Genomic DNA, 21743 nt, shown 5'->3' with positions numbered 1-21743 from the left:
ATTCAATAAAGGACCTGGTATTTTGAACAGTACATTTCTGCGTGTATTGGCGACCTTGATGGTGATTGCTGCCGTTATGACAGGCTACGTCGGCTATCGGCTGAGCCAGAAAAAACCGGCGGATACGCTGGCGGTAGTGGTGCCTACCTATACACATGTCATTGCAAAAAATGCGCTAGCGGCTGGACACGTGCTGGCCATGGAAGACCTGGAAACCGCCACCACACCCCAGTTTGATAAACATGCATTCAGCGACCCTCAGGCCCTGGTTGGCAAAGTAGTGACGGCCTCGATCATGAAGGGGGCACCTTTCAATACTTCGCATTTCCCTGTCAGAAATTTGCTTGGGCAGGCACTGGCGCCTGATCAACGTGCAATCGCCATCAAGGTCAATGAAGTGATAGGCGTCGGCGGATTTATCAAGCCTGGTGATCATGTCGATGTGTTGCTGTATTTACGTCAGGAACGTGAAACCGGAGATATCAGTTCTGCCCAGGTGGTGATCACCAATGTAAAAGTGCTGGCCTACGGCACACTCACTGCCGAAACAGAATCCAGCCAGGAAGATGCATTGGCGCCATCCGCGCCGGGCAAACTGGGCAGTGACAACAGATCCGACAAAAATGGCAAAGACAGTCGTTCTGCCATCCTGGCGGTACCCGCACAGGATATGGCCAAGCTGATGCTGGCAGACAGCACCGGTAGTTTGCGATTGGCATTACGAGGTGAGGCCGTGCCTGGTGCAAACAGTGCCGCAGTCGCAGATAGCCAGTTTATCCGCCTGGGAGAGGTTTCCCAGACATCCGGACTCAAGCCAACAGCACTTTCGCAAACTGTTGCGGCACCAGCCCAGGTCAGCATGCAAAAAGATTCTATTCACCCTTTGCCTAAACGCGAACACGTGATCGTGCATCTTGGCGGAAAGACAGAGGTCATCGATGTGGCCAAGTAATCATGAAAACCAAAGACTGATCATGTCGAATTTCAAATACGCCTGGCTAGTGCTTTTAAGCTGCCTGTGCAGCCTGGTTGCGATTGCGCAGGCCGAAGACGCCAATACATTCAACCTGGCAGTGGGCGACCAGCAGGTATACGTGCATGCCAAACCGGTCAAGCGTGTGGCGGTTGGTAACCCGGAGACGGTGAATATCAGCATGCTCACTTCACACAATATCCTGATCACCGGCAAACAGGCAGGCGTGACCGAGGTTGCCATCTGGGAAAGTGAAAAAGCGGCAGCACCTGCAAAACGAATCAAAGTGGCGGTGCAAGTCAGTGTCGAGCTTGAAAAGCAGCGTCTGACACTCTCAAAAAACATCCAGTTGCTGCCAGCGGGTAACCAGGTGGCGATTGCCGGTGAAGCCGAGTCCCTGGAAGAGCATGCATTCGCCCGCCAGGCCATTGATAAAAATACCGCCGCGCCTATGGACGCCACCTTGAGTGGCTTCGATAATCAAGTGCAGATCGATATCAAGGTTGTAGAAGTCAGCAAGCAAAATATGATGCGTGCCGGGTTTTTCCTGGGTAAGAATAATCGTAACACCACCTTGTCGATAGGCGCGCCAGGCAATCTCAATGGCGTTAACAAAGGAATTCCAGGCGCATTTAGCGGTGATGCCGGCGGAAATTTCACGCTCAACAGCGCCTCAGGTTTTTTACCTATCACCAATGCATTCAACTTTATGGCGGGTAATGCAAGTCGCGGCTTACTCGGTACGCTCAGCATTCTTGAAGCCAATGGCTTTGCTTATACCCTGGCAGAACCAAGCCTGACCGCCTTTTCCGGTCAAAGTGCCAGTTTTCTTGCCGGTGGCGAGTTTCCCATCCCCATTCAATCTGGCGCAGGCGGCTTAGGAGCAGTCACGATACGTTACAAGGAGTATGGCGTGCGCCTTATGCTGACGCCCACAGTGCTGGATTCAAAAAGAATCTTTCTGAAAGTGTCACCGGAGGTCAGTGAAATTGATTTTACCAACGCAGTGCAAAGCGGCGGCGTTGCCGTACCTGGCCTGCGCGTGCGCAGAACCGATACCAGCGTCTCGCTGGGAGATGGCGAAAGCTTCGTCATCAGCGGGCTGGTCAGCCGTAACACGTTACAGGATGTGGACAAGGTGCCGGGATTGGGCAACTTGCCGATTATCGGTGCCTTTTTCCGCTCTACCCGCTTTGACCGTGAGGATAAGGAGTTGCTGATGATAGTGACCCCTCACCTGGTGCGGCCCATTGCCAAGGAGGCAGCGCTGCCTGCCATGCCGGGCGGAAACCTGCGGGAATATAACCCCAGCTTCAGCGATCTGTTTTTCCAGAAAGGGCCCAAGCCGGATAGCGGCATCCCTGATACCGGCTTTTCGAGGTAACCCATGAGCGAACGCAACTGCTTTATTGCCATTACCGATAGCCAGGAATGCCTGCAATGGTTAGGTCAGTCGCTCAGGGATGAGGGCGACCTGATTCCTGCCGACTCGCCTTCTACCGAACGCGTGATACAACTCGCGGATGCCATTGGGGCTTCCATCGTGTTTGTGCAACTGAATCCAGCTGACTACAGACAGGAAGCGTTACTGATAGAAGGCATTATTGCAGCCAAGCCTTTATTGCCAGTGATTGTGGTGGCTGACGCCTTTGACCAGAACCTGCTGCTGACTGTCATGCGCCTGGGCGCGCGTGACTTTATCAAAAGCGGTAGCCGGGCAAGCGAAGTGGTGGCAGAGGTCAAACGCCTGATTCCCCGCGATGGCGGTTTGCAGTCCACTCAAAGTGACCAGCACGGCAAGATCACCGCCGTGGTGAGTGCACGGCCGGGCAGTGACTCGCCCATGCTGGCGCTGCATCTGGCACTGGCCATCCAGGAAACTGAACCTACCCTGCTGCTTGACCTGGGTGTGCCACATGGCGATGCCATGCTCTATCTCGGGCTGACTTCTTCGTACAGTTTCATTGACGCGATCCGCAGTTTGCGGCGTATCGATTCAACCCTGATCCAGACCGGTTTTGGTCGGCATAAGAGTGGCCTTACTGTGCTGTCTATGCCTGAGGATTCATGGACAGGTGCACAATTCACTGCCGCCGATGTATGCGTGCTTTTACGCAGCCTGCGCCGGCATTTCTCCAGAATTGTGCTGAATCTTGGCGGCATGGTCGACTCTAACTTTCTGTTACTGCTATTGGGTAATGTTGACCAGATCGTGCTGCTGGTGGAGCAAAGTGTGCCCAGTTGCCGACAGAACATGCAGTTGATCAAGCACCTGCGTGAGGAGAAAGTCTCCCTGACCAACACCGGCGTAGTGGTAGACCACTACCTTTCCAAAATGCCTCCGGATGCCGAAAGCATTGCACAGTCTTTTGGCCTGCCGCTACTTTCCACTTTGTCATCCTCAGGGATGGCGCGCCTTGCCACCATGAACTCTGGTGAAAGCATGTTTGAATTATCGCCGAATGATCCCTATAGCATCAGTGTGCGCAAACTGGCCGAAAAACTGGTAAATGGCCAGGCCACACCAGCAGTAAAGAAACCTGGCCTGCTACACAAGCTGGTTACTGCCATCACTGCTATGCAAGAAAAAGCATAAAGGCTGCATGATGAATTTTCAGCTAAGTGGATTTGATTATGGCCTGAAACAGGCACAGGACTTTCAGGAACTGAAGTTTCAGTTACATCAGCACCTGATTGCGGAAATCGAGCGTGACCATCTTGGGTTGCTGGAGCTGGCACGTGACGACATCGCAGACTATGTACGCGAGAAAGTCATTGCGTATGTCGCCGACCGCCATCTGCCTATCAGCGGCTACGACCTGGATAACCTGGTCGAGGAAGTAGTCGATGAGCTGGCCGGGTATGGCCCGCTGGAAAGCCTGATCAGGGATGACCGTATTAACGACATCCTGGTCAATGGCCCCAAAAAGATCTTTATCGAACGTGATGGCAGGCTGGAAACCACCAACTTGCGTTTTATTGATGATGAGCATGTGTTACGCGTGATCCGGCGTATTCTTGCCCATCTTGGGCGTCGTATCGATGAAGCCAGTCCCATGGTAGATGCCAGGCTGCCGGATGGCAGCCGTGTCAACGCCATTATTCCGCCGCTGGCGCTGGATGGCCCTTGCCTGTCTATCCGTAAATTCCGTAAGCAACCATTGTTGTCTGCTGACCTGCTGCAATATGGCACACTGGATGAAGAAATGCTGACTTTCCTCACAGCTGCGGTTGAACGCCGCTGCAACCTGATCGTGAGCGGCGGTACCGGCGCTGGTAAAACCACTTTACTGAATGTGTTAAGCCGGTTTATCCCGCCGAACGAACGCATTGTGACCATTGAAGATGCCGCTGAATTGCAGCTTGAGCACGCACACGTGGTCAGGCTTGAAACCCGGCCTTCCAACATTGATGGCAATGGCGAAATCACAGCACGAGAGCTGGTGAAAAACTCTTTACGGATGCGGCCTGACCGTATCGTGCTCGGTGAAGTGCGTGGTGAAGAAGTGATGGACGTGCTGCAGGCCATGAATACGGGCCATGATGGGTGTATGAGTACCGTGCATGCCAACACCCCGGAAGATGCCATGCTGCGTTTTGAGATGCTGGCAGGCCTGGCCAGGTTTCAGGGTACTGAGGGCACCCTGCGCAAGATGATCACTGCCGCGATTGAGCTGGTAGTACAGATCGCCCGCATGCCTAATGGTCAACGCAAGGTAGTGTCGATTACCGAAATTGCAGGCGTACGCGATGGTCACTTTGTCTTGAATGAGCTTTATGCGTATGACGCTGCCAGCGGCAATTTTGCACACCCTGGCGTGCGGCCCTGCAACAGGAAATTGCAGAACTTACCATTCCGGAGGCAGCCATGAATGGCCTGCTTATGTCATTTGTTCTGCTGCCGGTGGGCATGCTGCTTTTAGCCATCTGGATGTTCAGGCACAGCAAACAGGTAGGCATGCGTGAACGCATGGCACGTCATTTCAGGGCAGTGCTGCCTGATGGTATGACCGTTTCCGGCCTGGCACCGGGTGTGCAGCAGACGCGCTGGCACCAGCTCGTCACACGCGCTTCTATCTATATCGGTTTTGAACTGCAAAAGAAACATGCCGTGCTCATCCCGCTGGCATTAGTGCTTTTAGGCGTTGTTGGATGGCTGATCTATGGCTTGATCGGGGCGATACTGATTATCGGCACCAATCTGTTTATATTCGGTTTTTTACTGCCATACAGCCGTTTGCGCCGCCGCCAGGCACAAACCATTGCCCAGATTCCGCTGTTTATTGACCAGCTGTTACGCAGCCTGAGTACCGGTCGCAGCCTGGAAAGTGCGATCCGCTTTGCCTCGAATGAATCGCTACCACCTTTACGTTATATCGTGGACCGCGTCACCCGTGCCGCAGACCTGGGTGCCGATATGGTGGAGAACCTGACCGAGGCGGCCAAACTGCATAACCTGCGTGAACTCAACCTGATTGCGTTGTCCATGCGCATCAGCAACCAGTATGGCGGCAGTCCGCGCGATATGCTGGACAGCGTGGTCAAAATGGTACGCCAGCAGGAACTGGCGCGCCGGGAATTGGCAGCCATGACCGGTGAAACAAGGATGTCGGCCTGGGTGCTGGGCATGACCCCCATCGCGATCGCGGTTTACATCATGGTAATGAATCCTAACTACCTGAACATGCTACTGGAAGATGCCACCGGTAAAACCCTGCTGACGACAGCACTGGGTCTACAGGCAATGGGCGCATTGATACTTTGGCGCATGCTGAGGAGTGTGTAGGGATGAGTCTGTTTTGGGCCATTTCGATTGTATTCATGCTGCTGGCGGCAGGGTTACTGCTTTACGGTGCGCAGAAGGGTAGTCACCCCAGGTATATTCAACGCCGCTTTCGTGAGGCTTTGCAGCAGGAAGGCATCCATATTTCTGCACGGCTGGGGCCACTAGATTTCGAAGAAACGCTGCACGAGATGCTGGACAAGGTTTCCCGCAGCGAGATGGCGGAAATGCAGCTTCTTCTGATCCAGGCTGGCTGGCCCGGGGCCAAGGCAAAACTCACATTCCTGCTGACCGCATGGGTGCTACCGCTGGTACTGGGCGGACTGGCGGCCGCTTATGCCATTGCGAACCAGGATACTTTTATCAACGTGCTGTTCCATTTGCTGTTCGCGTTTGCAGCCGCGTTCGTGCTGGTCCGCCGCCTGTTGCGCTGGAAGGCGCAGGCCAGGCGTGATGCCATCCGCAAAGAAGTGATTCCATTTTTGCACTTACTGCGCATGCTGTTTGAAGCGGGCCTGTCGATGGAGCATATCTTGTTGGTCATTGAGCAACAGGGACAGGCCCTATTGCCCAATCTGGCCGATGAATTACACCTGGTGATCAAACGCATACAGTCAGGACAGGACAGGACCGATGCACTCAATGAAATGGCAGCGCCATTAGAAGTGATGGAGTTGAACGACACCATCGCCATGCTGAAACAGGTGACGCGCTATGGCGGCAATATCCGCGATTCACTGGCTGAATATACGACACTGGTTGAACAGCGCCAGGTGTCCGATTTGCGTGAATATGTCAGTAAACTCTCCGCCAAAATGACGGTGATCATGATTCTATTCCTGTTCCCGGCGCTGATGATCTTCCTGGCCGGACCAGGGTTTATGGGTTTATCTAAAGCATTAAAAGGAGTGAATGGCTTATGAGACCGATCTCACAATTAATCACGCTCGCATGGCTATGCATGCTGAGTTTGCCAAATGCAGTCGCCGCTGATATTAATGCAAAGTCGGCACTGCCTATTAAAACCATTGCCGACAAGCCTTGCGCAGAGCTCCCCCCTGAGGAAACCACCAGGCTGGGCTTGATCCAGCAGATGCTGTCAGAAGGCAAACCGCACGCGGCCCTTGCCCACCTTGAGTCCATCAAGGTCAAGAGCGAACGCGCAGAGTTACTGCGCGCGCATGCTTTGCGTCAAACCGGGCGGGCACCGCAGGCACAGGCGATTTATGAACAGTTAGCCAACAGCTGCGTTTCCGGGCATGCCTACCGCGGCCTGGGTCTGATTGCCAGTCAGGGTGGCAACCTGCAGGAGGCGCTGCGTTACCTTAAAGCGGCCAGCAATACATTGCCAACCGAACATACCATCCGCAATGATTACGGTTATGTGCTGATGCAGGCAGGCCAGAATGAGCCTGCCCTGCATGAATTCCTGACCGCGGTAGAGCTGGCACCGGATTACCGGCAGGCTGCCCACAACCTGGTTTTGCTGCTGTACAAGCAAGGTGATATGGTAAAAGCGGAGGCATTTGCCAGGCAGTTTGGCCTGGTTGAGGATGAAATGCAGCAACTGAAAAAAATGACGCAAGCCAGTAACAAAGCTACCCCCTAACCGAGCAAGGAGTCGTCATGAACCGTATTTTGATTGTTTTGTTAGGTGGGCTTTTCAACCTGCCTGTCGCCCTGGCCGAAGATGTACCAAGCCTGCCAACACCACCGGCAGCAATACAGCTTCCATCTTCCTCTTCATTATCGCCGACCCAGCAATGGCTGGAACTGCAACGTTCGGGTAAAGCCGCCTCAGCCCAGGCGCAGCCAGTCACGGGCGAAGTGATGGATAAAGTACATACGCGCTATCTCAAGAGCTTTGAAAAACCGATTCCGGAGTTCTTTGAGCATGAGATGCGCACCGCTCGCTAAATACTCCTACCAGCGCGGGGCCATCGCTCTCGCAGGCGGCCTTGTTTTGTTGCTGGCATTACTCCTGACCATGCTGGTCGTGGATAGTGGCAGGCTTTGGATGCAGCAGAAGCAATTGCAATCCATCGCCGACATGACTGCTATCCATACCGCGCGCCATCTCGGCTGTAATTCCAGCCAGCAGGGTGTGACACAAATCGCGCAGCAAGCAGCCGTGAATAACGGCTTTGCAGGCCAGCTATCTGCCAACCCGAACCAGGTGCTGCTTGGCAGGCTGGACACCGTGCAGGGCGTACGTCAATTTACTGCCGATGGCAGTGCTGGCGCGGTGTATATCAGGGCTACCAAAGAGGTGCCCAGCAGCATGATCGCTGGCGGCCTGGTTGGCAATACGGTGACCTTGCATGCAGAAGCCGTCTCAATATCTGACCCGACATTGGCCACTTTCGGTGTGGGCAGTTTCACCACCAGCCTGACCAGCCAGCAATCCGTCCTATTGAATGGGCTATTAGGCGGCATGCTGGGCGGGCCGCTCAACCTGGATGCACTGACTTACCGTGGCATTGCAGCTACCACAGTCACTTTGCAAGATATTCTGGCTGTTTCAGGGCAAGCCGGCACGGTGGAGGGACTACTGAATACCAATATGTTAGTGGGAGATTTACTTGACCTGGTCGCCAGCGCTGCCGCACAAAACGGCATAGCAGATCTGCAAGCGATTTCAGGCATACAAACCATCGCCAATATAGCCGTGAAAAATGTACCGCTTAAACTGGGTGATGTGCTTGCCTTGGCAACGCCTGACACCAAGGCTGCTGCCAGCGTCGCGCTGAATGTATTGTCCATCATTACCACCACCGCCATGATCGCGAATGGCGCCAATGCCATCACACTCCCTTTAGGCATCAATATCCCTGCGCTGACCAGCATCAACGCCCAGGTGACTGTCACTGAACCACCGCAACTGGCCATAGGCCCAGCGTGCGGCAGCGGCACCTTACGTACCGTCGCGCGCACGGCACAGATCAGGACACGTGTCGCTGTGCTGGTCAATATTCCCTTGCTGGCCCGTATTGACCTGGCACTGGGTGTAGAAGTCGCGCAAGGGTCTGCCAGCCTGCGCAGTATTCAAACCGGTGATGGTGAAACCGAAGTGCAAATTGAAGCCAGCCCGGGCATTGCTGCAATAAGGCTGACTAATATCGCCGGCACGCAACCGGCCAGAATCTCGACATTATTGAATATCCCGCTTGCCGATATTGGCCTCAACCTGCCGCTGCAGCCACCCAACCCGCAAACTATCGAATTTACCGTAGCCCATCCGGTGAAAGATCACCTGCCACTGGCACAAACCGTTAGCAGTCCGCTAGGTAGTAGCCTTGAGAACGCCCTGGGAAGACCGAATACACTGACAGTGACCGTCTTGAGTGTATTGAATCTAGGCCTGATCAATAATGTGCTGTCATCGATAGTGAGCCCGTTACTCGCGGAGATAGGCAGGGTATTGCTGGACCCGCTGCTGAATTTACTCGGCATCCGTTTGGGCGGCATGGATATCACGCTGGATGATGTGCAATACCGCCAGGCCAAGCCGCTGGCTATTTAAGTCATTACCTGATTGCCGGCCTGCTCAACGATTTCAGCTTTAATCGCCATGCTGCCAGCTTTTGTAAACAAACTCCAGGCTATAGCCATCCAGGTCTTTCACCTGGGCAGCGTAATAGCGCGGGTCATAATGCAGCTGCGGACCTGGCGGGTGTATGGAAGTAGCGCCAGCGGCAAGCGCGGCATGATAAGCCTCTGCAACCATCTCTTCCGAATCTGCCACCAGCCCGATATGCAAAGCACCTGGTGCCGCCTGACCTTGCCGCAGCCAGAAGAACATGCGCCCTTTCGCACCAAACCCTTTCAGGTCCGGGTGCCCTGCCGGGCCTTCTTTCCCGTCATAGTTGTGGCGCAAGCCTATACCCAGCAGCGGCAACACCTTTTCATAAAACGCAATTGAGCGCTCTGTGTTGCTGACAGTTAAAAAGATGTGGTCCAGCATTCTATTTTTTCCTCAACGAAACTGCATAGGCTGTGGCTGCATGCCTATGGCTAAAAAGGTACAACTAAAGTGTGCATTTGAAAGAGTGAATGTGTTTGGATCAGGCGCATCAATTGTGGTTACGACATCAGACAGAATCGAGAATGCAGCATAGCCATCGATGATGAATAGTCAGCTCTCTTTTGCTTCAGCACCTGACGACAAGCGTGTGTAAGCCACCATCTAATGGCAGTTTCAGCGTGCTATCTTTAATGGTTAATGCTATGCCATTGCTCGTTGCGCTCGAGATGAGGCTGCCCGTACTGCCATGATTTTCAACTTGGATACTGTACTTTGTATCCTGAAGGTTAATTTCCACCTCAAATGCTGGCCAGGTTTCCGGTATACAGGGTTTCACTAAAATGTCATTGCCCACTCGCCTGATCCCCAATATCCCTTCTACGCCGGCCCTGTACATCCATCCTGCAGAACCGGTATACCAGGTCCAGCCACCGCGCCCTGTATGAGGCGCGACAGAATATACATCGGCTGCAATCACATATGGCTCAACTTTGTAGCGCTCCGCTGCGGATTGATCAAGTGCATGGTTAACCGGATTGAGCATGGCAAATAAATCAGCTGCTTTACCCCCCTGCCCCAATTTAGCGAAGGCAAGCACTGTCCACATGGCAGCATGGCTATATTGGCCACCGTTTTCTCGCAACCCTGCCGGATAGCCTTTGATATAACCTGGGTCATGGTGGGTATGCTCGAATGGCGGTGTAAATAATAAGGCGAGTGCATCCGTCTGATTAATCAGGTACTGCTCTAACGATGCCATCGCTTTTTCAACACGGTTTGCATCAGCGGCGCCTGATATCACTGCCCATGACTGGGCGATTGAATCAATCTGGCATTCATCACTTTCCTGAGACCCTAACCAGGACCCATCATCGAATGTAGCGCGCCGGTACCATTCGCCATCCCATGCCTCGCGTTCAATCGACTGCCTGACAGCGTCTGCATGCGCATACCAGCGTTTGACACGTGCATCATCAATTGCCGTATGGCGTGATGCAGCGATAGGCGCGAATACCATGATGGTGCGAATAAGTAACCAGCCCAGCCAGACACTTTCCCCGCGACCCTCTTTGCCGACATTGTTCATGCCATCATTCCAGTCGCCGGTGCCCATTAGCGGCAATCCATGCTCACCGGTTCGCTGTATGCTGAGCTCCAGGCCCCTGACACAATGCTCATAAAGAGAGGCGGCTTCATCGCCTATCATGGGCTGGAAGAAACAATCATGCTCGCCTTCCCGTAATAACTGGCCCTCAAGGAATGGGATTTCCTCATGCAATACTGCGGCGTCCCCTGCACATTCAACGTAATGTGCAGTACAAAATGCCAGCCAGACACAGTCATCAGAAATTCTGGTGCGTACGCCCTGCCCAGTCTGCGGTTGCCACCAGTGCTGCATATCGCCTTCAACGAACTGGCGTCCCGCCGCGCGTAATAAATGCTTGCGGCTGATTTCAGGTGCCACGAAAGACATGGCCATGCAATCCTGCAGCTGGTCTCTGAAACCATAGGCGCCACTTGCCTGGTAAAACGCAGAGCGTGCCAGAATCCGGCAAGCCATGGTCTGATAAAGCAGCCAGCCGTTCAGCATGATATCCATAGACCTGTCAGGCGTTTTCACCTGAATCGCGCCCAGCAGATTCTGCCAATACTGTTTGACTTCATTCAATACGACATCAAGATCTGTTTCACGATAGCGCTGTATCATTGCTCTGGCATCTTCCACAGAAGCGCACTGACCCAATAGCGCACTCACCTCAATGGATTCTCCTGGCGCCAGGAGAATGGTGCGTTGTAAGGCCGCACAAGGGTCCATGCCCGCACCCACACTACCGGACAGTGATTGTTTACCCAACAGAGCTTTAGGCTGGGAAAGATCACCATGCCTGCCGATAAACTCAGTGCGATCAGCCGTCCAATCGGTTTGTTTACCCGCAAGGTCTGTAAACGTCACTCGATTTGCGTACGAGATGCTCCACGCATTTCTGACTAAAAAGGCGCCAGTCACGCTATCAACCTCACTCGTGATGAATGGTGCTGAAGCGGTACGCGAAGTGCCTAGCACCCATTCTGTATACGCGGTCACTGAAATCCGGCGAGGACTTTCCGAAAGGTTGCGGATGGTCAGGCGCGAAATCTTGACAGGGTCTTCCAGCGGCACATATTGCAATAACGTCAGTGCAAGTGCATTTGATTCATGTTGAAACTGGCTGTAGCCAAAACCGTGTCGCGCGACGTAGCTACCATCATCGCGTAGCGGTTGTGCAGTCGGGCTGGAGACGACATCATTATCTTCGTCGCGCACATAAAACACCTCACCGGAAGGGTCCATCACCGCATCATTTGACCAGGGTGTGATCTGGTTTTCCCGACTGTTATCTGCCCATGTATAGCCACTGCCCGCAGCAGACACCTGGAAACCAAATTGCCCGTTCGAGATGACATTGATCCAGGGTGCCGGGGTTATTTTCCCTTGGGTGAGAACCGTCACGTACTCTTTACCATCCTCCGCAAAGCCACCAAACCCATTAAAGAATTCCAGATGCCTGGTTAAAGCTAATGGCTCTGATACTGACGACTTTAAAGCAGTCATCTCTTTATCCACCACGCCTGGGAGGGCTGGCGCAATGTAGTTCGATTCCGGCATTCGGGCCAGTTGCTGTGCGATCAAACCGTGCCTGGCAGTTAAAGCGACTCTGGCAACAGATTGCAATAAACTGCGGGTTTCCAGACTCATCAAATCTGCGCGCAAGGTAAAGACGATCCCTTTTGACAGATTTTCGCCATCCCTGCGTCTCGCCTGGCTGGTTCGCACGGCAGTCTCTATGGCAATCTGTAAATCCTGCACATAGGAAGAGGCACGCTCGTTGATGATGACCAAATCGACGAACAGGTGCTTCATTTTCCAGTACTGATGCGCCCGCAATAGTTCATGCACTTTGGGCATATCTTCCAGGTCATCAATCCGCAGCAATACGATAGGCAGGTCTCCGGAAATAGACTGTGACCAAAGCCCGGATTGAGAGCCCGCACCGCGCGTGATCACATCGGTATGTGACCTGAAACGATGATCAGCATATAACGCCGGGGCCGCCAGCTTCTGAAAGTTTGCCGCCTCTTCCGAGGTGATATCCAGGTAGCGCATTTGCACCTGGGACAAGGTCCAGGCCAATGTATGCGCTCGCTCAAACGCACTACGGTCGTGATGCTTGTCTATGATATCCAGCAACGCCTGCCGCGATGATGCGACAACCGTCCAATAGGCCAGCTTCGCCACTTTCCCGGGTGCAACTGTCACACGGTTACGCAGTGAAAAGATGGGGTCCAGTACCGTGCCCACGGTGTTGGAAAGTTTCTCGCCACTGGTAATCACATTGGCGGATTTAACCGTCTTTTCACGACCGATAAAGCGCGCTCTATCTGATTCGTACTGCACCGGTGCCGACATGTCAGCGTCCACCACACAAAAATGCGCCGCCCACAGTTGCGTATCATTTGCCGAGCGTAAACGGCGGGTTGCCAGCAGCGCACCAAACTCGGCCAGATACTCGGTGACCACAAACATTTTTGAAAAAGCCGGATGTGCTTTATCACTGGCAGAAGACGCTAACACAAGCTCCAGGTAAGAAGTCAGTTCAAGTTCATAGGGCCGGCGGCTATTATTGGTCAACGACACGCGGCGCACTTCGGCGTTTTCTTCTCCGGAGACGACCACATCCATCTGTGTCAGCAGATGATTGTCATGCCGCACAAACTCTGCGTGCGCTTCGCTGAAAATAATGCTGGTGCCTGCCCGGGGCGTGACAGCGCTATTGCGGATGTCCTGTCCCGCCGAGGTCCAGATATCGCCACTCGCAACATCTTTGATAAAGATATAACAGCCGTCTTCTTCGCGGGTGGTATCCGCAGACCAGCGGCTGATCGCTGTTTCATGCCAACGGCTATAACCCGCCCCGGTGGCTGTGATCATGATGGAATAGGCGCCGTTTGAAAGCAGATGCGTGATGGGGTTGGCTGAGTGCGTATCGGTGAGTCTGCGTACATAAGGCGTACTATCGCTGGCATCCGTCGCGATATTGACCTCTTCGGCACGTGGATGGGCAATGGCGATATCCCTGGGCATACGCTCTTGCAGTAAAAGCTCGCAACTCTGGATCATGGGCTCACGATGAAACCGGTTACGCATTTCACCATCACGCAAACAGTTAGCAATCGCAACAATCGTCATGCCCTGATGATGAGCCATGTAGTTGCGAACGATGGCCACACTCTGATCTTCACGTAATCTGGATGGCGTGAAATCTAGCGCTTCGTAGAAACCATAATTCCCTGCCGCGCCCATGCTTGCCAGCAGCGCAAAGTTTGCCTGCGCCCTGGTTGCATCAACCATGGTGGCGAGGCCGGTTGCATACGGCGCAATCACGAGGTTTTCAGATAAACCCCGTTTCAATCCCAGGCCGGGAATACCAAAATTCGAGTATTGATAGGTGAATTCGATATCCCGCGCATTATAGGCTGACTCTGAAATGCCCCAAGGCACGCCTGATGACTTTGCATAATCCTGCTGCCTGTCCACGATCAGTTTATTGGTTTGCTCCAGCAGGCTGCCGACCGGGGCACGCATGACCAGGGAGGGCATCAAGTATTCAAACATGGACCCGGACCATGAAATCAATGCCGATCCATTCCCGATAGGCGTGGCAGTGCGGCCTAGGCGAAACCAGTGCTTGGTCGAGACGTCGCCTTTTGCAATGGTAAACAGGCTGGCCAGTCGTGCTTCTGAAGCCAGCAAATCATAACAGCTGGCATCCAGGCTGTTGTCCTGCAAGCTGTAACCTATCGATAACAACTTCCGTTCCGGCTCAATCAAGAACGCAAAATCCATGGCCATTGCCATGGTGCGCGCACTTTCCGAAACGACCTGCAGTCTGCTGGTGATTGAACTGGCAGTTTGTTGTAAAAGCAGTTGATCCTGCTGATGGGCAATCACTGATTTTACCAGGGCATCTATCCAGTAAACTGCATCAGGAGGAGAGTCTGTATCTAGAACAGGCATAAGGCTGCGTACGCTCACGGCTGCTTTTTCAGCCAGCCGTTTTAATGCGGGTAGCGAGTGCATGAGCTGGCCATCATTCAACAAGGTGGCGATCTCATCCAGCCTGGACATCAGCAATGTTCCGGCCTCACTATTGGCTATCGTTGTAGCGAGAATGCCACGTCTGGCCAGGATCAGGTGATCCAGCATGCCAGCCTTTGCATCACCGATCACCAGCTTGTCTGCCCACTCGTCACAGGCATTCGCCAGCGCGATTAAATGACCAGCCAGGTTGCCGCTATCGACTGATGAGATATAAGCCGGGTCTAGCACTCTCAGATCAAGGGTGCCATACCAGTTAAATAAATGGCCGCGAAATTTGGGCAGTTGCCGTAAAACCGTAAACGTGGCTTCCAGGCGCTCAATGGTTTCCAGCGTACCAGACCAGCCAAAATCCCTGGCCACCACGGTTGAGAGCAGATATAAGCCAATATTGGTCGGCGACGTCCTGTGCGCAATCACCGGAAGCGGCTCTTCCTGAAAGTTATCAGGCGGTAACATATTATCGAGAGGCGTGACAAACCGCTCAAAGAAACGCCATGTCCGGCGTGCCGTCAGCCTTAAAGACTCTGCCGTCACATCAGAAATATCAACGGCTTTCGTTTTAGAAGCGGATATCGCACTGGCATTAAAAGCCAGCAATGGGGCGAACACCCATAGCAGACTAAACGGCAGCACCATTGGCCATGAAGCCGGATTGAATACGAGGGTGAGCGTAGCGATCATGATTGCAAACAAGACACTGCCTGCCATTTCCTGATAAAAACCAGACATGGTCAAGCTAGGGTTGCCCTTGGATTTTGCTGCGGTTGTCCACTCAAGCAAGTGTTTGTGCGTGAAAAACAATCTGGTGAATGTGCGCACAATGGCATCTGCCATTTTCAAAGACTGATCCACCAATAAGGCGATGGATAAAAAGTGATACGACAGCAACTGCCATATATCTTTGACGACATTCCTCGAATGGTTGCGCAGCTGGAAATCTCGTCTATGCGGCAATAAGGTAAAAAGGACAGGCAGGATGGTAGGTATGGCGAATATCAGTAAAACAAACGCAATCGCTTTGGCGCCCACCATCAGCGGTAGCCACCAGCAGAGTGCCAATATGGCCAGGTAACCGGGCGCGACCAGTGATCTGCGCAGGTTGTCTATCATCTTCCAGCGGCCGACCATGGGCAGATAACGGTCAGGTGCAACGCTGAATATCCATGGCAATAATTGCCAGTCACCTCTGGTCCACCGATGCTGCCGTTTAGCGGAAACATCATAGCGGGTGGGTGATTCCTCTACGACTTCAATATCGGATGCGAGTCCGGCACGCGCAAATATCCCTTCAAACAGATCATGACTCAGCAAGGTGTTTTCCGGCACCCTGTTGCCTAAGGCAGACTCAAACGCATCGATATCGTAAATGCCTTTGCCGGTATACGAACCCTCGCCAAACATATCCTGGTAAACATCAGAGCTTGCGGCGGCATAGGGATCAATGCCACCAGGTGCGGAAAAGATGCGTTGAAAAAGAGAACCCTCGTAATTGAGGGGCAATGACGGTGTGACGCGTGGTTGTAAAATGCCATACCCTTGCACCACACGTTGCTCCGATGCATTGAAAATGGCACGATTGAGGGGATGCGCCATTTTCCCGATCAACTTGCCGACAACATCTCTTGGTAGCCGTGTATCCGCGTCTAAAGTGACAACGTAGCGTATCCCTTCAGGTACTTGAGGCGAATCGCCCTCCACCGTCACGAAAGTTGTATCCTTCGCGCCACGTAACAGGCGATTTAACTCGCGTAACTTGCCGCGCTTGCGCTCCCAGCCTATCCATTTGCCCTCGGTAACATTGAATAGTCTTTTACGATGCAGGAACAGGAAACGCGGCGTAGAACGGATTAAGTCGTCATCCCCGGCATACTTTTGATTCAGCTCTTCGATTGAAGCTTGTGCCAACGCTAATAAAGGCAGGTCAGTTAAAACCTCTTCCTCATCGGCATCTGCACCATCTGATAACAAGGCAAAGTAAAGATCGCCGCCAACGCCTGATAAATAATGGACTTCCAGCCGCTCAATATGCTGGAGCAACTCGGCTTCATCTGTTAATAAAATGGGAACAGCAACCAGCGTACGTAATGCAGGCGGGATGCCTGACTTTAACTCCAAACCTGGCAAGGCGGTAGCAGCGACACTCCAGACAATGAAACGATTGATCAGGCTGGTCGCCGCCTCACTGGCAGGGATGATGCCAATGACAGCGATAGCCCATAGCAACAAAGTCTGTGTATCAAGCACATAAAGCCAATACAAAAATAATCCCAGCAGTAAAAAGCTGAGCAATAGAATCGCACCTACATAACCGCCAATACCCACACCCAGATTGAATCGGCTGATTCGCAGCCTGGCGGGTGCCTGGAATTGAATGGCTTTTTCGAGCGCATTCCGCCCTTCTGCAATCAGGTAGTATCCTGGCTCCTCGACCCTCGCCGAGGTTAGTGAGTCATTTGAGAACCCTGCTTCTCTACACAAATGCAGCGCGGCCTCAGCGATATCCACCTCGGAATACCTGGAGCCACGTGCCAGTTGCTCAATAGCACTCCTGTATACATTACGCGTGGAAAAATCCATGGCATAAAAGTCATGGCCATGGTTTAACCGTTCATCAACTAAACTCACGCTCTCAAATAAAGCTGCCCAATCAATATCTGAAATGAGCCGCATGCTGGTAATCACATTACGCACAGTGACGTTGGTCGCGCCTTCTTGCTGTTGTGTTCTTTGCACAAGGTCATCAAGAGAAAGGCCCTGTCTTTTAGCCATCTGTTCCAGCCAGGTGATGGCAGGCATGGTTCGCTGATCCTGATCGCGCAAGCGTTTGGATAAATGGACGATGAAAGTATCGGATAAGGGCTTTGATAAATGTGCGGCAATATCGCTGTCCAGCGCCGCTTTAGAACGACCGGTTTGCAATAGTGTTTCTGCTAAAGATTCTGCCTCCGCCCGCGCTGCGCGTTCCTCATCAATCTGGTCACCCAGGCGGCGTAAATTTTCAATGAGGACGATGCGTAAGGTAATGGCGACGGCCCAGAGCTCACCAATCGTGAGCAGCTGAACGCGTTGGTAAGCACGAATAAACTGACGCAGCGCCTGCGGGTCAAAATGACTATCGGTATGCGCAACAAAAGCCCAGGCAATACCGAACACCCTGGGATAACCCGCAAAAGGCCCGTCCGCAAGCTTGGGCAACTGATCGTAATAACGTGGAGGGAGCGCCGTACGAATGTCGCGAATTTGTTTTTCAACAACGTGGTAGTTATCCAGCAACCATTCTGCGGCATGCGCAATACCATGGCCGCTCTCGAGGTCAGAGGTGATCGTCTGATAAGTTTCGCGCAGCGCTTTTGCATTATTACTCAATCGGTTTTGCAAGGAATAAACCGATGTTGGATGCTTGGTCACATCCTGAGCTTTAGCTAAACTTTCAGCATGTTGTTCTAGCCGATCAATGCCAAAAAGCGCTTCTCTGATCGGGGTGCGGTCATTCCAAGGAGACGATCTACGACGCCTCTCCATATACCAAGAGAGTATCAATGCATGGCACCTTTGCAGGAAATACTACGGAAGTAAGAAAATTAATGTTCAAGCATGTAGACTTGGATCTAAATGCTTGAAAAACTAAGGCAGGAAGGGACAGTCTAGGCTTGTTTGGTGGTGACGGCTACATAATTAAAAAAATAAATACTTCCATTTTGCTTAATTTATCGCAGCGTAAGTATTCACTTACGAGCCTGAAGAATGGTTGATAAAGATGGATAACTTCCGTAATGACTAATAATGATTTAATTTTTTTAAAGTCTTTATTAGAATCATAAAAAACAAAATTCCGTTGAAAACAAAGAATGAATAAAACCCTGGCCTACATTTTATCCGTCACTTTTGCAGCAATATCCACCATTGCGAGTGTTTGTGTCATTGCCGAAGAATCGCCTGCACCCTCAACCATCAGGCTGCCTGGCATTGCCCATGTATGGGGTGTAGATACGAAAAACATGACTACGATTACTTTTGAAGAGTTAGAAAACTGCATCAACGCTGATGCAGCGATCAGGCAGCAATTTGATCACTTTCAACTTGAAACAAAGCAAATTAACGAAGAAGTATTAAAAGCCGAAACCGTTGTTCAGCAAAACCAGACTGCCAGGCTTGCTTTGGAGAAGGAAGCAAATGAAGTGCAGCTGGAGATTTCAGAAATGAATACGCTGAATGAGCAGTTCTCTAAAAGAAAACAGGAGTTATCTTCTTTAACCAGCAAAAAAGTCGATGCAGCGGCAGCGAAGAAAATCAACCAGCAAGTCGATCAATTCAATAAAGAGATCATTCAATTCAATGCGGACTCATCCGCATTAAAAGAAAAGACCCAACAACTCAAATCAAAACAAACCAAATTCAACGACAGCCTGGAAGGATTGAAAAGCCAGTTGGATCAACTGAATCTCAAAACCAATCAATTTAATGAGCGGAAGAAATCTTTTGACGTCACGCTGTTATCTTACAAAGACAAATGCACAGGCACGCATAAGCTGGAAAAATAAATTCAAGCCCTGCCGAGCTCTCTTGCTCACGTAAAAAAAGCATGACTCAAGGCGTTAATCTTGAGTCACACTTCTAGCATTCTGTAATACGAACCCATTTGCTGGATTTCTGAATCCGCTGCCAAGCCCAGCATCAATGAAGTCGTTATACAGAAATTCTTATCCTCCCCCTTGCATTCACCAACAAATATTTATAAACTACAAATAGACAGACCTGTCTTCCTTTATTTGGATTTTATCGTTAATCATCATTTCAAATCAGCGTTGATCAGGCTGGCATATAGGTGCAGTTAATTAAATAAAGATTTCAAGGGGAAATAAAATGAACGAAGATAAACATGCCGGTAATGTGATTTTACTGAGAACAGCTTGTATTACATTGCTTATCGGTCTGGTGCTTGCATGGTGCCTGGTAATGACGCGCGGCATGAAAATTCCTTACATGCTTAACATATTCACCAGCACTCAAAACCTTCTATCCGGGCACCTGGACTACTTGATGATGACCATGCTTTTACTAGGTTTTTACGCGTCAAAAATCAGATTGCCCAAGTTTGTGGTTTGGCCCATGGCATTGGGTTCAGTCGGCAATCCAACAGCCTTTCTAATTTTGGCGATTGACCCCAAAATCCATTCATTGCCTTATATCCTGTTCCTCTACACCACATTATCGTTAACCACTTTTGGCTATGGGATGGCTGCCATCAAAGTGCTCAGATACTCCCTCAAAAATTGAGTCTAGAGCAAAGCTATAAAATTAGGGAGTAACCGCTATGGGCATTGATCTTAAAAACTCGCATACACAATATGGTTTGATCGCCAGGATTCTGCATTGGTCCAGTGTTGCGATGCTATTAACCATCATCGTGGTTGCCAGCCAGTTTGCAGATCAATCTCCCGGCCCTGAAAAACTGCAATTGATATCCCTGCATTCTTCAATCGGTATCATGCTGCTCATGCTGATGATTGCCAGGTTGACATGGCGAAACCTGAATCCAAACCCTATTTACTCTTACAGCATCAAAAGCTGGCAAAAACTGCTGGCAGTTTCACTTCACAGGTCCATCTATCTCATCATCATTGCGCAATGTATTTTAGGGGTATTGATGTTGCTGACTGGCGGCGAAACATTCCACTTTTTCGATCTGTTTGAATTACCGGCTTTGCTTGGAAAAGCCTCCCCCATTCACGACACGATATTAGGCCTTCACTATTTAATTTCGGTCATGATTTATCCCTTATTCGCTATCCACATTAGTGCAGCCATCTATCATCAGATATTTGGCTTAGTTGAAGACCATTAATGAATAGAAAAAGGCTTTTGGGTACCCGACGAGCTCCCGCTCCCAGGGAGCGGTCTTCAAGTCGTCAGGTGATCTCAAACTGTTGCGTTTTATAATTTATTTAGCTTCTGAGATTTTCTTCAGGTTATCCAGGCCGCCTCTGTAAACACCAGAAATTGTTTTCAAGGCATCTTCATCTGAAGCACCAGTGGATTGAAATTTTCCGCGCCATGTTACTTTAGTTTTGTCTGCTGAAATCGCTTTCACTGAGATAGTGGAACGGTAGTCACTCACCGGCAATACACCTTCCAGTATCGTGTATGAATACCTCTTCCTGGCTGCGCTGTAAAATTCCAGCTTTTCCTTGATGGTGCCACCATCCTGCAATGTCAACACACGCACTGCATCTTTTTCGTTGCTCTTGCCTTCAATAATTTCAGTCGACTTTACAGCGGGGTGCCATGCACCCAAATCGCCATAATTACTGACCTTTGCCCAAACGTCGCCTGCCTTTGCATTAATCTCAATCGACTCCTCAGCTTTCAAATGTTTAGCTGCCCATACATTGTTGGACAAAACCCCTGCAAAAAGCAGTCCGGCCAAAAATAACTTGTTCATTTTTTTATCCTTTTGAATAATGTAGAAAGTCAAAAGGCTCCGATTTCTCGAAGCCTCTTCAGCAAGATCAATATGCAGATTAATCGTATGCGGTAAGGGTACAGCGCCCCGATATAGATAAATGAATGAAGTATCTGTATTGGTCCTAGTGGCGTGTAGCCCTTGGTAGCTACTATGCAGCATGGACTACAGTTTCGAATCAGGATTATCACCGCATAAATACGGGAAATTTTCCCGATTATGATTACAGGCAAATGACCTTAGCATCAAGAAATGAAATCAAAACTCCGGGCATCATTCCTAGAGAGTTTAGTACAGTCGCCAAGATTACTCCTGCAAATATAATTCCACCTCTACTTTTATCAGACCCCGCATAGAAAA

15 protein-coding genes are annotated in these 21743 nt (G+C 51.2%); 12 read left to right on the top strand and 3 right to left on the bottom strand.

The annotated features are described in order from the left end of the window. Nucleotides 1–22 precede the first annotated feature (22 nt). From cpaB to ACFQ2T_RS10795, 9 genes are read left to right on the top strand one after another with little or no spacing between them, the layout of a single operon-like run. Nucleotides 23–952, top strand: coding sequence for a Flp pilus assembly protein CpaB (cpaB, locus tag ACFQ2T_RS10835; protein WP_379034293.1), 930 nt, complete (start codon nucleotides 23–25; stop codon nucleotides 950–952). Between the two features lie 22 nt (nucleotides 953–974). Beyond that, nucleotides 975–2357 carry a type II and III secretion system protein family protein gene (locus ACFQ2T_RS10830; protein ID WP_379034291.1) on the top strand — a complete coding sequence of 461 codons (1383 nt, stop codon included), beginning with the start codon at nucleotides 975–977 and terminating at the stop codon, nucleotides 2355–2357. 3 nt (nucleotides 2358–2360) lie between these two features. Then, nucleotides 2361–3569 (top strand): AAA family ATPase, encoded by a 1209-nt coding sequence (locus ACFQ2T_RS10825; protein WP_379034289.1) that lies wholly within the window; start codon nucleotides 2361–2363, stop codon nucleotides 3567–3569. A 7-nt stretch (nucleotides 3570–3576) separates the two neighbouring features. Beyond that, complete coding sequence (locus ACFQ2T_RS10820; RefSeq protein ID WP_379034287.1) at nucleotides 3577–4845, top strand: CpaF family protein; 1269 nt, start codon at nucleotides 3577–3579, stop codon at nucleotides 4843–4845. Next, nucleotides 4842–5759: a type II secretion system F family protein gene (locus ACFQ2T_RS10815; protein ID WP_379034285.1), complete on the top strand. Its 918-nt coding sequence runs from the start codon at nucleotides 4842–4844 to the stop codon at nucleotides 5757–5759. The genes ACFQ2T_RS10820 and ACFQ2T_RS10815 overlap by 4 nt, the downstream gene beginning before the upstream one ends. 2 nt (nucleotides 5760–5761) lie before the next feature. Further along, nucleotides 5762–6679, top strand: a complete 918-nt coding sequence (locus ACFQ2T_RS10810) for a type II secretion system F family protein (protein ID WP_379034283.1) — start codon at nucleotides 5762–5764, stop codon at nucleotides 6677–6679. After that, the gene (locus tag ACFQ2T_RS10805) at nucleotides 6676–7365 is read left to right on the top strand and encodes a tetratricopeptide repeat protein (RefSeq protein WP_379034281.1); all 690 of its coding nucleotides are present in this window, start codon (nucleotides 6676–6678) and stop codon (nucleotides 7363–7365) included. The genes ACFQ2T_RS10810 and ACFQ2T_RS10805 overlap by 4 nt, the downstream gene beginning before the upstream one ends. 17 nt (nucleotides 7366–7382) lie before the next feature. Further along, nucleotides 7383–7673, top strand: coding sequence for a DUF3613 domain-containing protein (locus tag ACFQ2T_RS10800; protein ID WP_379034279.1), 291 nt, complete (start codon nucleotides 7383–7385; stop codon nucleotides 7671–7673). Next, on the top strand, nucleotides 7651–9279 hold the full coding sequence (locus tag ACFQ2T_RS10795; protein WP_379034277.1) for a hypothetical protein: 1629 nt from the start codon (nucleotides 7651–7653) through the stop codon (nucleotides 9277–9279). The genes ACFQ2T_RS10800 and ACFQ2T_RS10795 overlap by 23 nt, the downstream gene beginning before the upstream one ends. A gap of 39 nt (nucleotides 9280–9318) precedes the next feature. Here ACFQ2T_RS10795 and ACFQ2T_RS10790 read toward each other — a convergent pair whose 3' ends face one another. Continuing rightward, nucleotides 9319–9720, bottom strand: a complete 402-nt coding sequence (locus tag ACFQ2T_RS10790; RefSeq protein ID WP_379034275.1) for a VOC family protein — start codon at nucleotides 9718–9720, stop codon at nucleotides 9319–9321. A gap of 187 nt (nucleotides 9721–9907) precedes the next feature. Beyond that, the gene (locus ACFQ2T_RS10785; protein WP_379034273.1) at nucleotides 9908–18286 is read right to left on the bottom strand and encodes a GH36-type glycosyl hydrolase domain-containing protein; all 8379 of its coding nucleotides are present in this window, start codon (nucleotides 18284–18286) and stop codon (nucleotides 9908–9910) included. 482 nt (nucleotides 18287–18768) lie between these two features. Between ACFQ2T_RS10785 and ACFQ2T_RS10780 the strand changes: the two genes are divergently transcribed. The 3 genes from ACFQ2T_RS10780 to ACFQ2T_RS10770 all read left to right on the top strand — a co-directional run bounded on the left by ACFQ2T_RS10780 (nucleotide 18769) and on the right by ACFQ2T_RS10770 (nucleotide 20765). Beyond that, nucleotides 18769–19461 carry a hypothetical protein gene (locus ACFQ2T_RS10780; RefSeq protein WP_379034271.1) on the top strand — a complete coding sequence of 231 codons (693 nt, stop codon included), beginning with the start codon at nucleotides 18769–18771 and terminating at the stop codon, nucleotides 19459–19461. A 322-nt stretch (nucleotides 19462–19783) separates the two neighbouring features. Beyond that, nucleotides 19784–20197: a hypothetical protein gene (locus ACFQ2T_RS10775; protein ID WP_379034269.1), complete on the top strand. Its 414-nt coding sequence runs from the start codon at nucleotides 19784–19786 to the stop codon at nucleotides 20195–20197. Nucleotides 20198–20234: 37 nt separating this feature from the next. After that, entirely contained in the window at nucleotides 20235–20765 is a 531-nt protein-coding gene (locus ACFQ2T_RS10770) for a cytochrome b (protein WP_379034267.1), read from the top strand. Between the two features lie 96 nt (nucleotides 20766–20861). On the opposite strand, the gene ACFQ2T_RS10765 is transcribed toward ACFQ2T_RS10770, so the two are convergent. Next, nucleotides 20862–21362, bottom strand: a complete 501-nt coding sequence (locus tag ACFQ2T_RS10765) for an SRPBCC family protein (RefSeq protein WP_379034265.1) — start codon at nucleotides 21360–21362, stop codon at nucleotides 20862–20864. Nucleotides 21363–21743 lie beyond the last annotated feature (381 nt).

Origin of the sequence: Methylophilus flavus (assembly GCF_042678905.1) — a bacterium.
Classification (GTDB): domain Bacteria; phylum Pseudomonadota; class Gammaproteobacteria; order Burkholderiales; family Methylophilaceae; genus Methylophilus; species Methylophilus flavus.
This window is presented reverse-complemented; position numbering and strand designations above follow the sequence as displayed.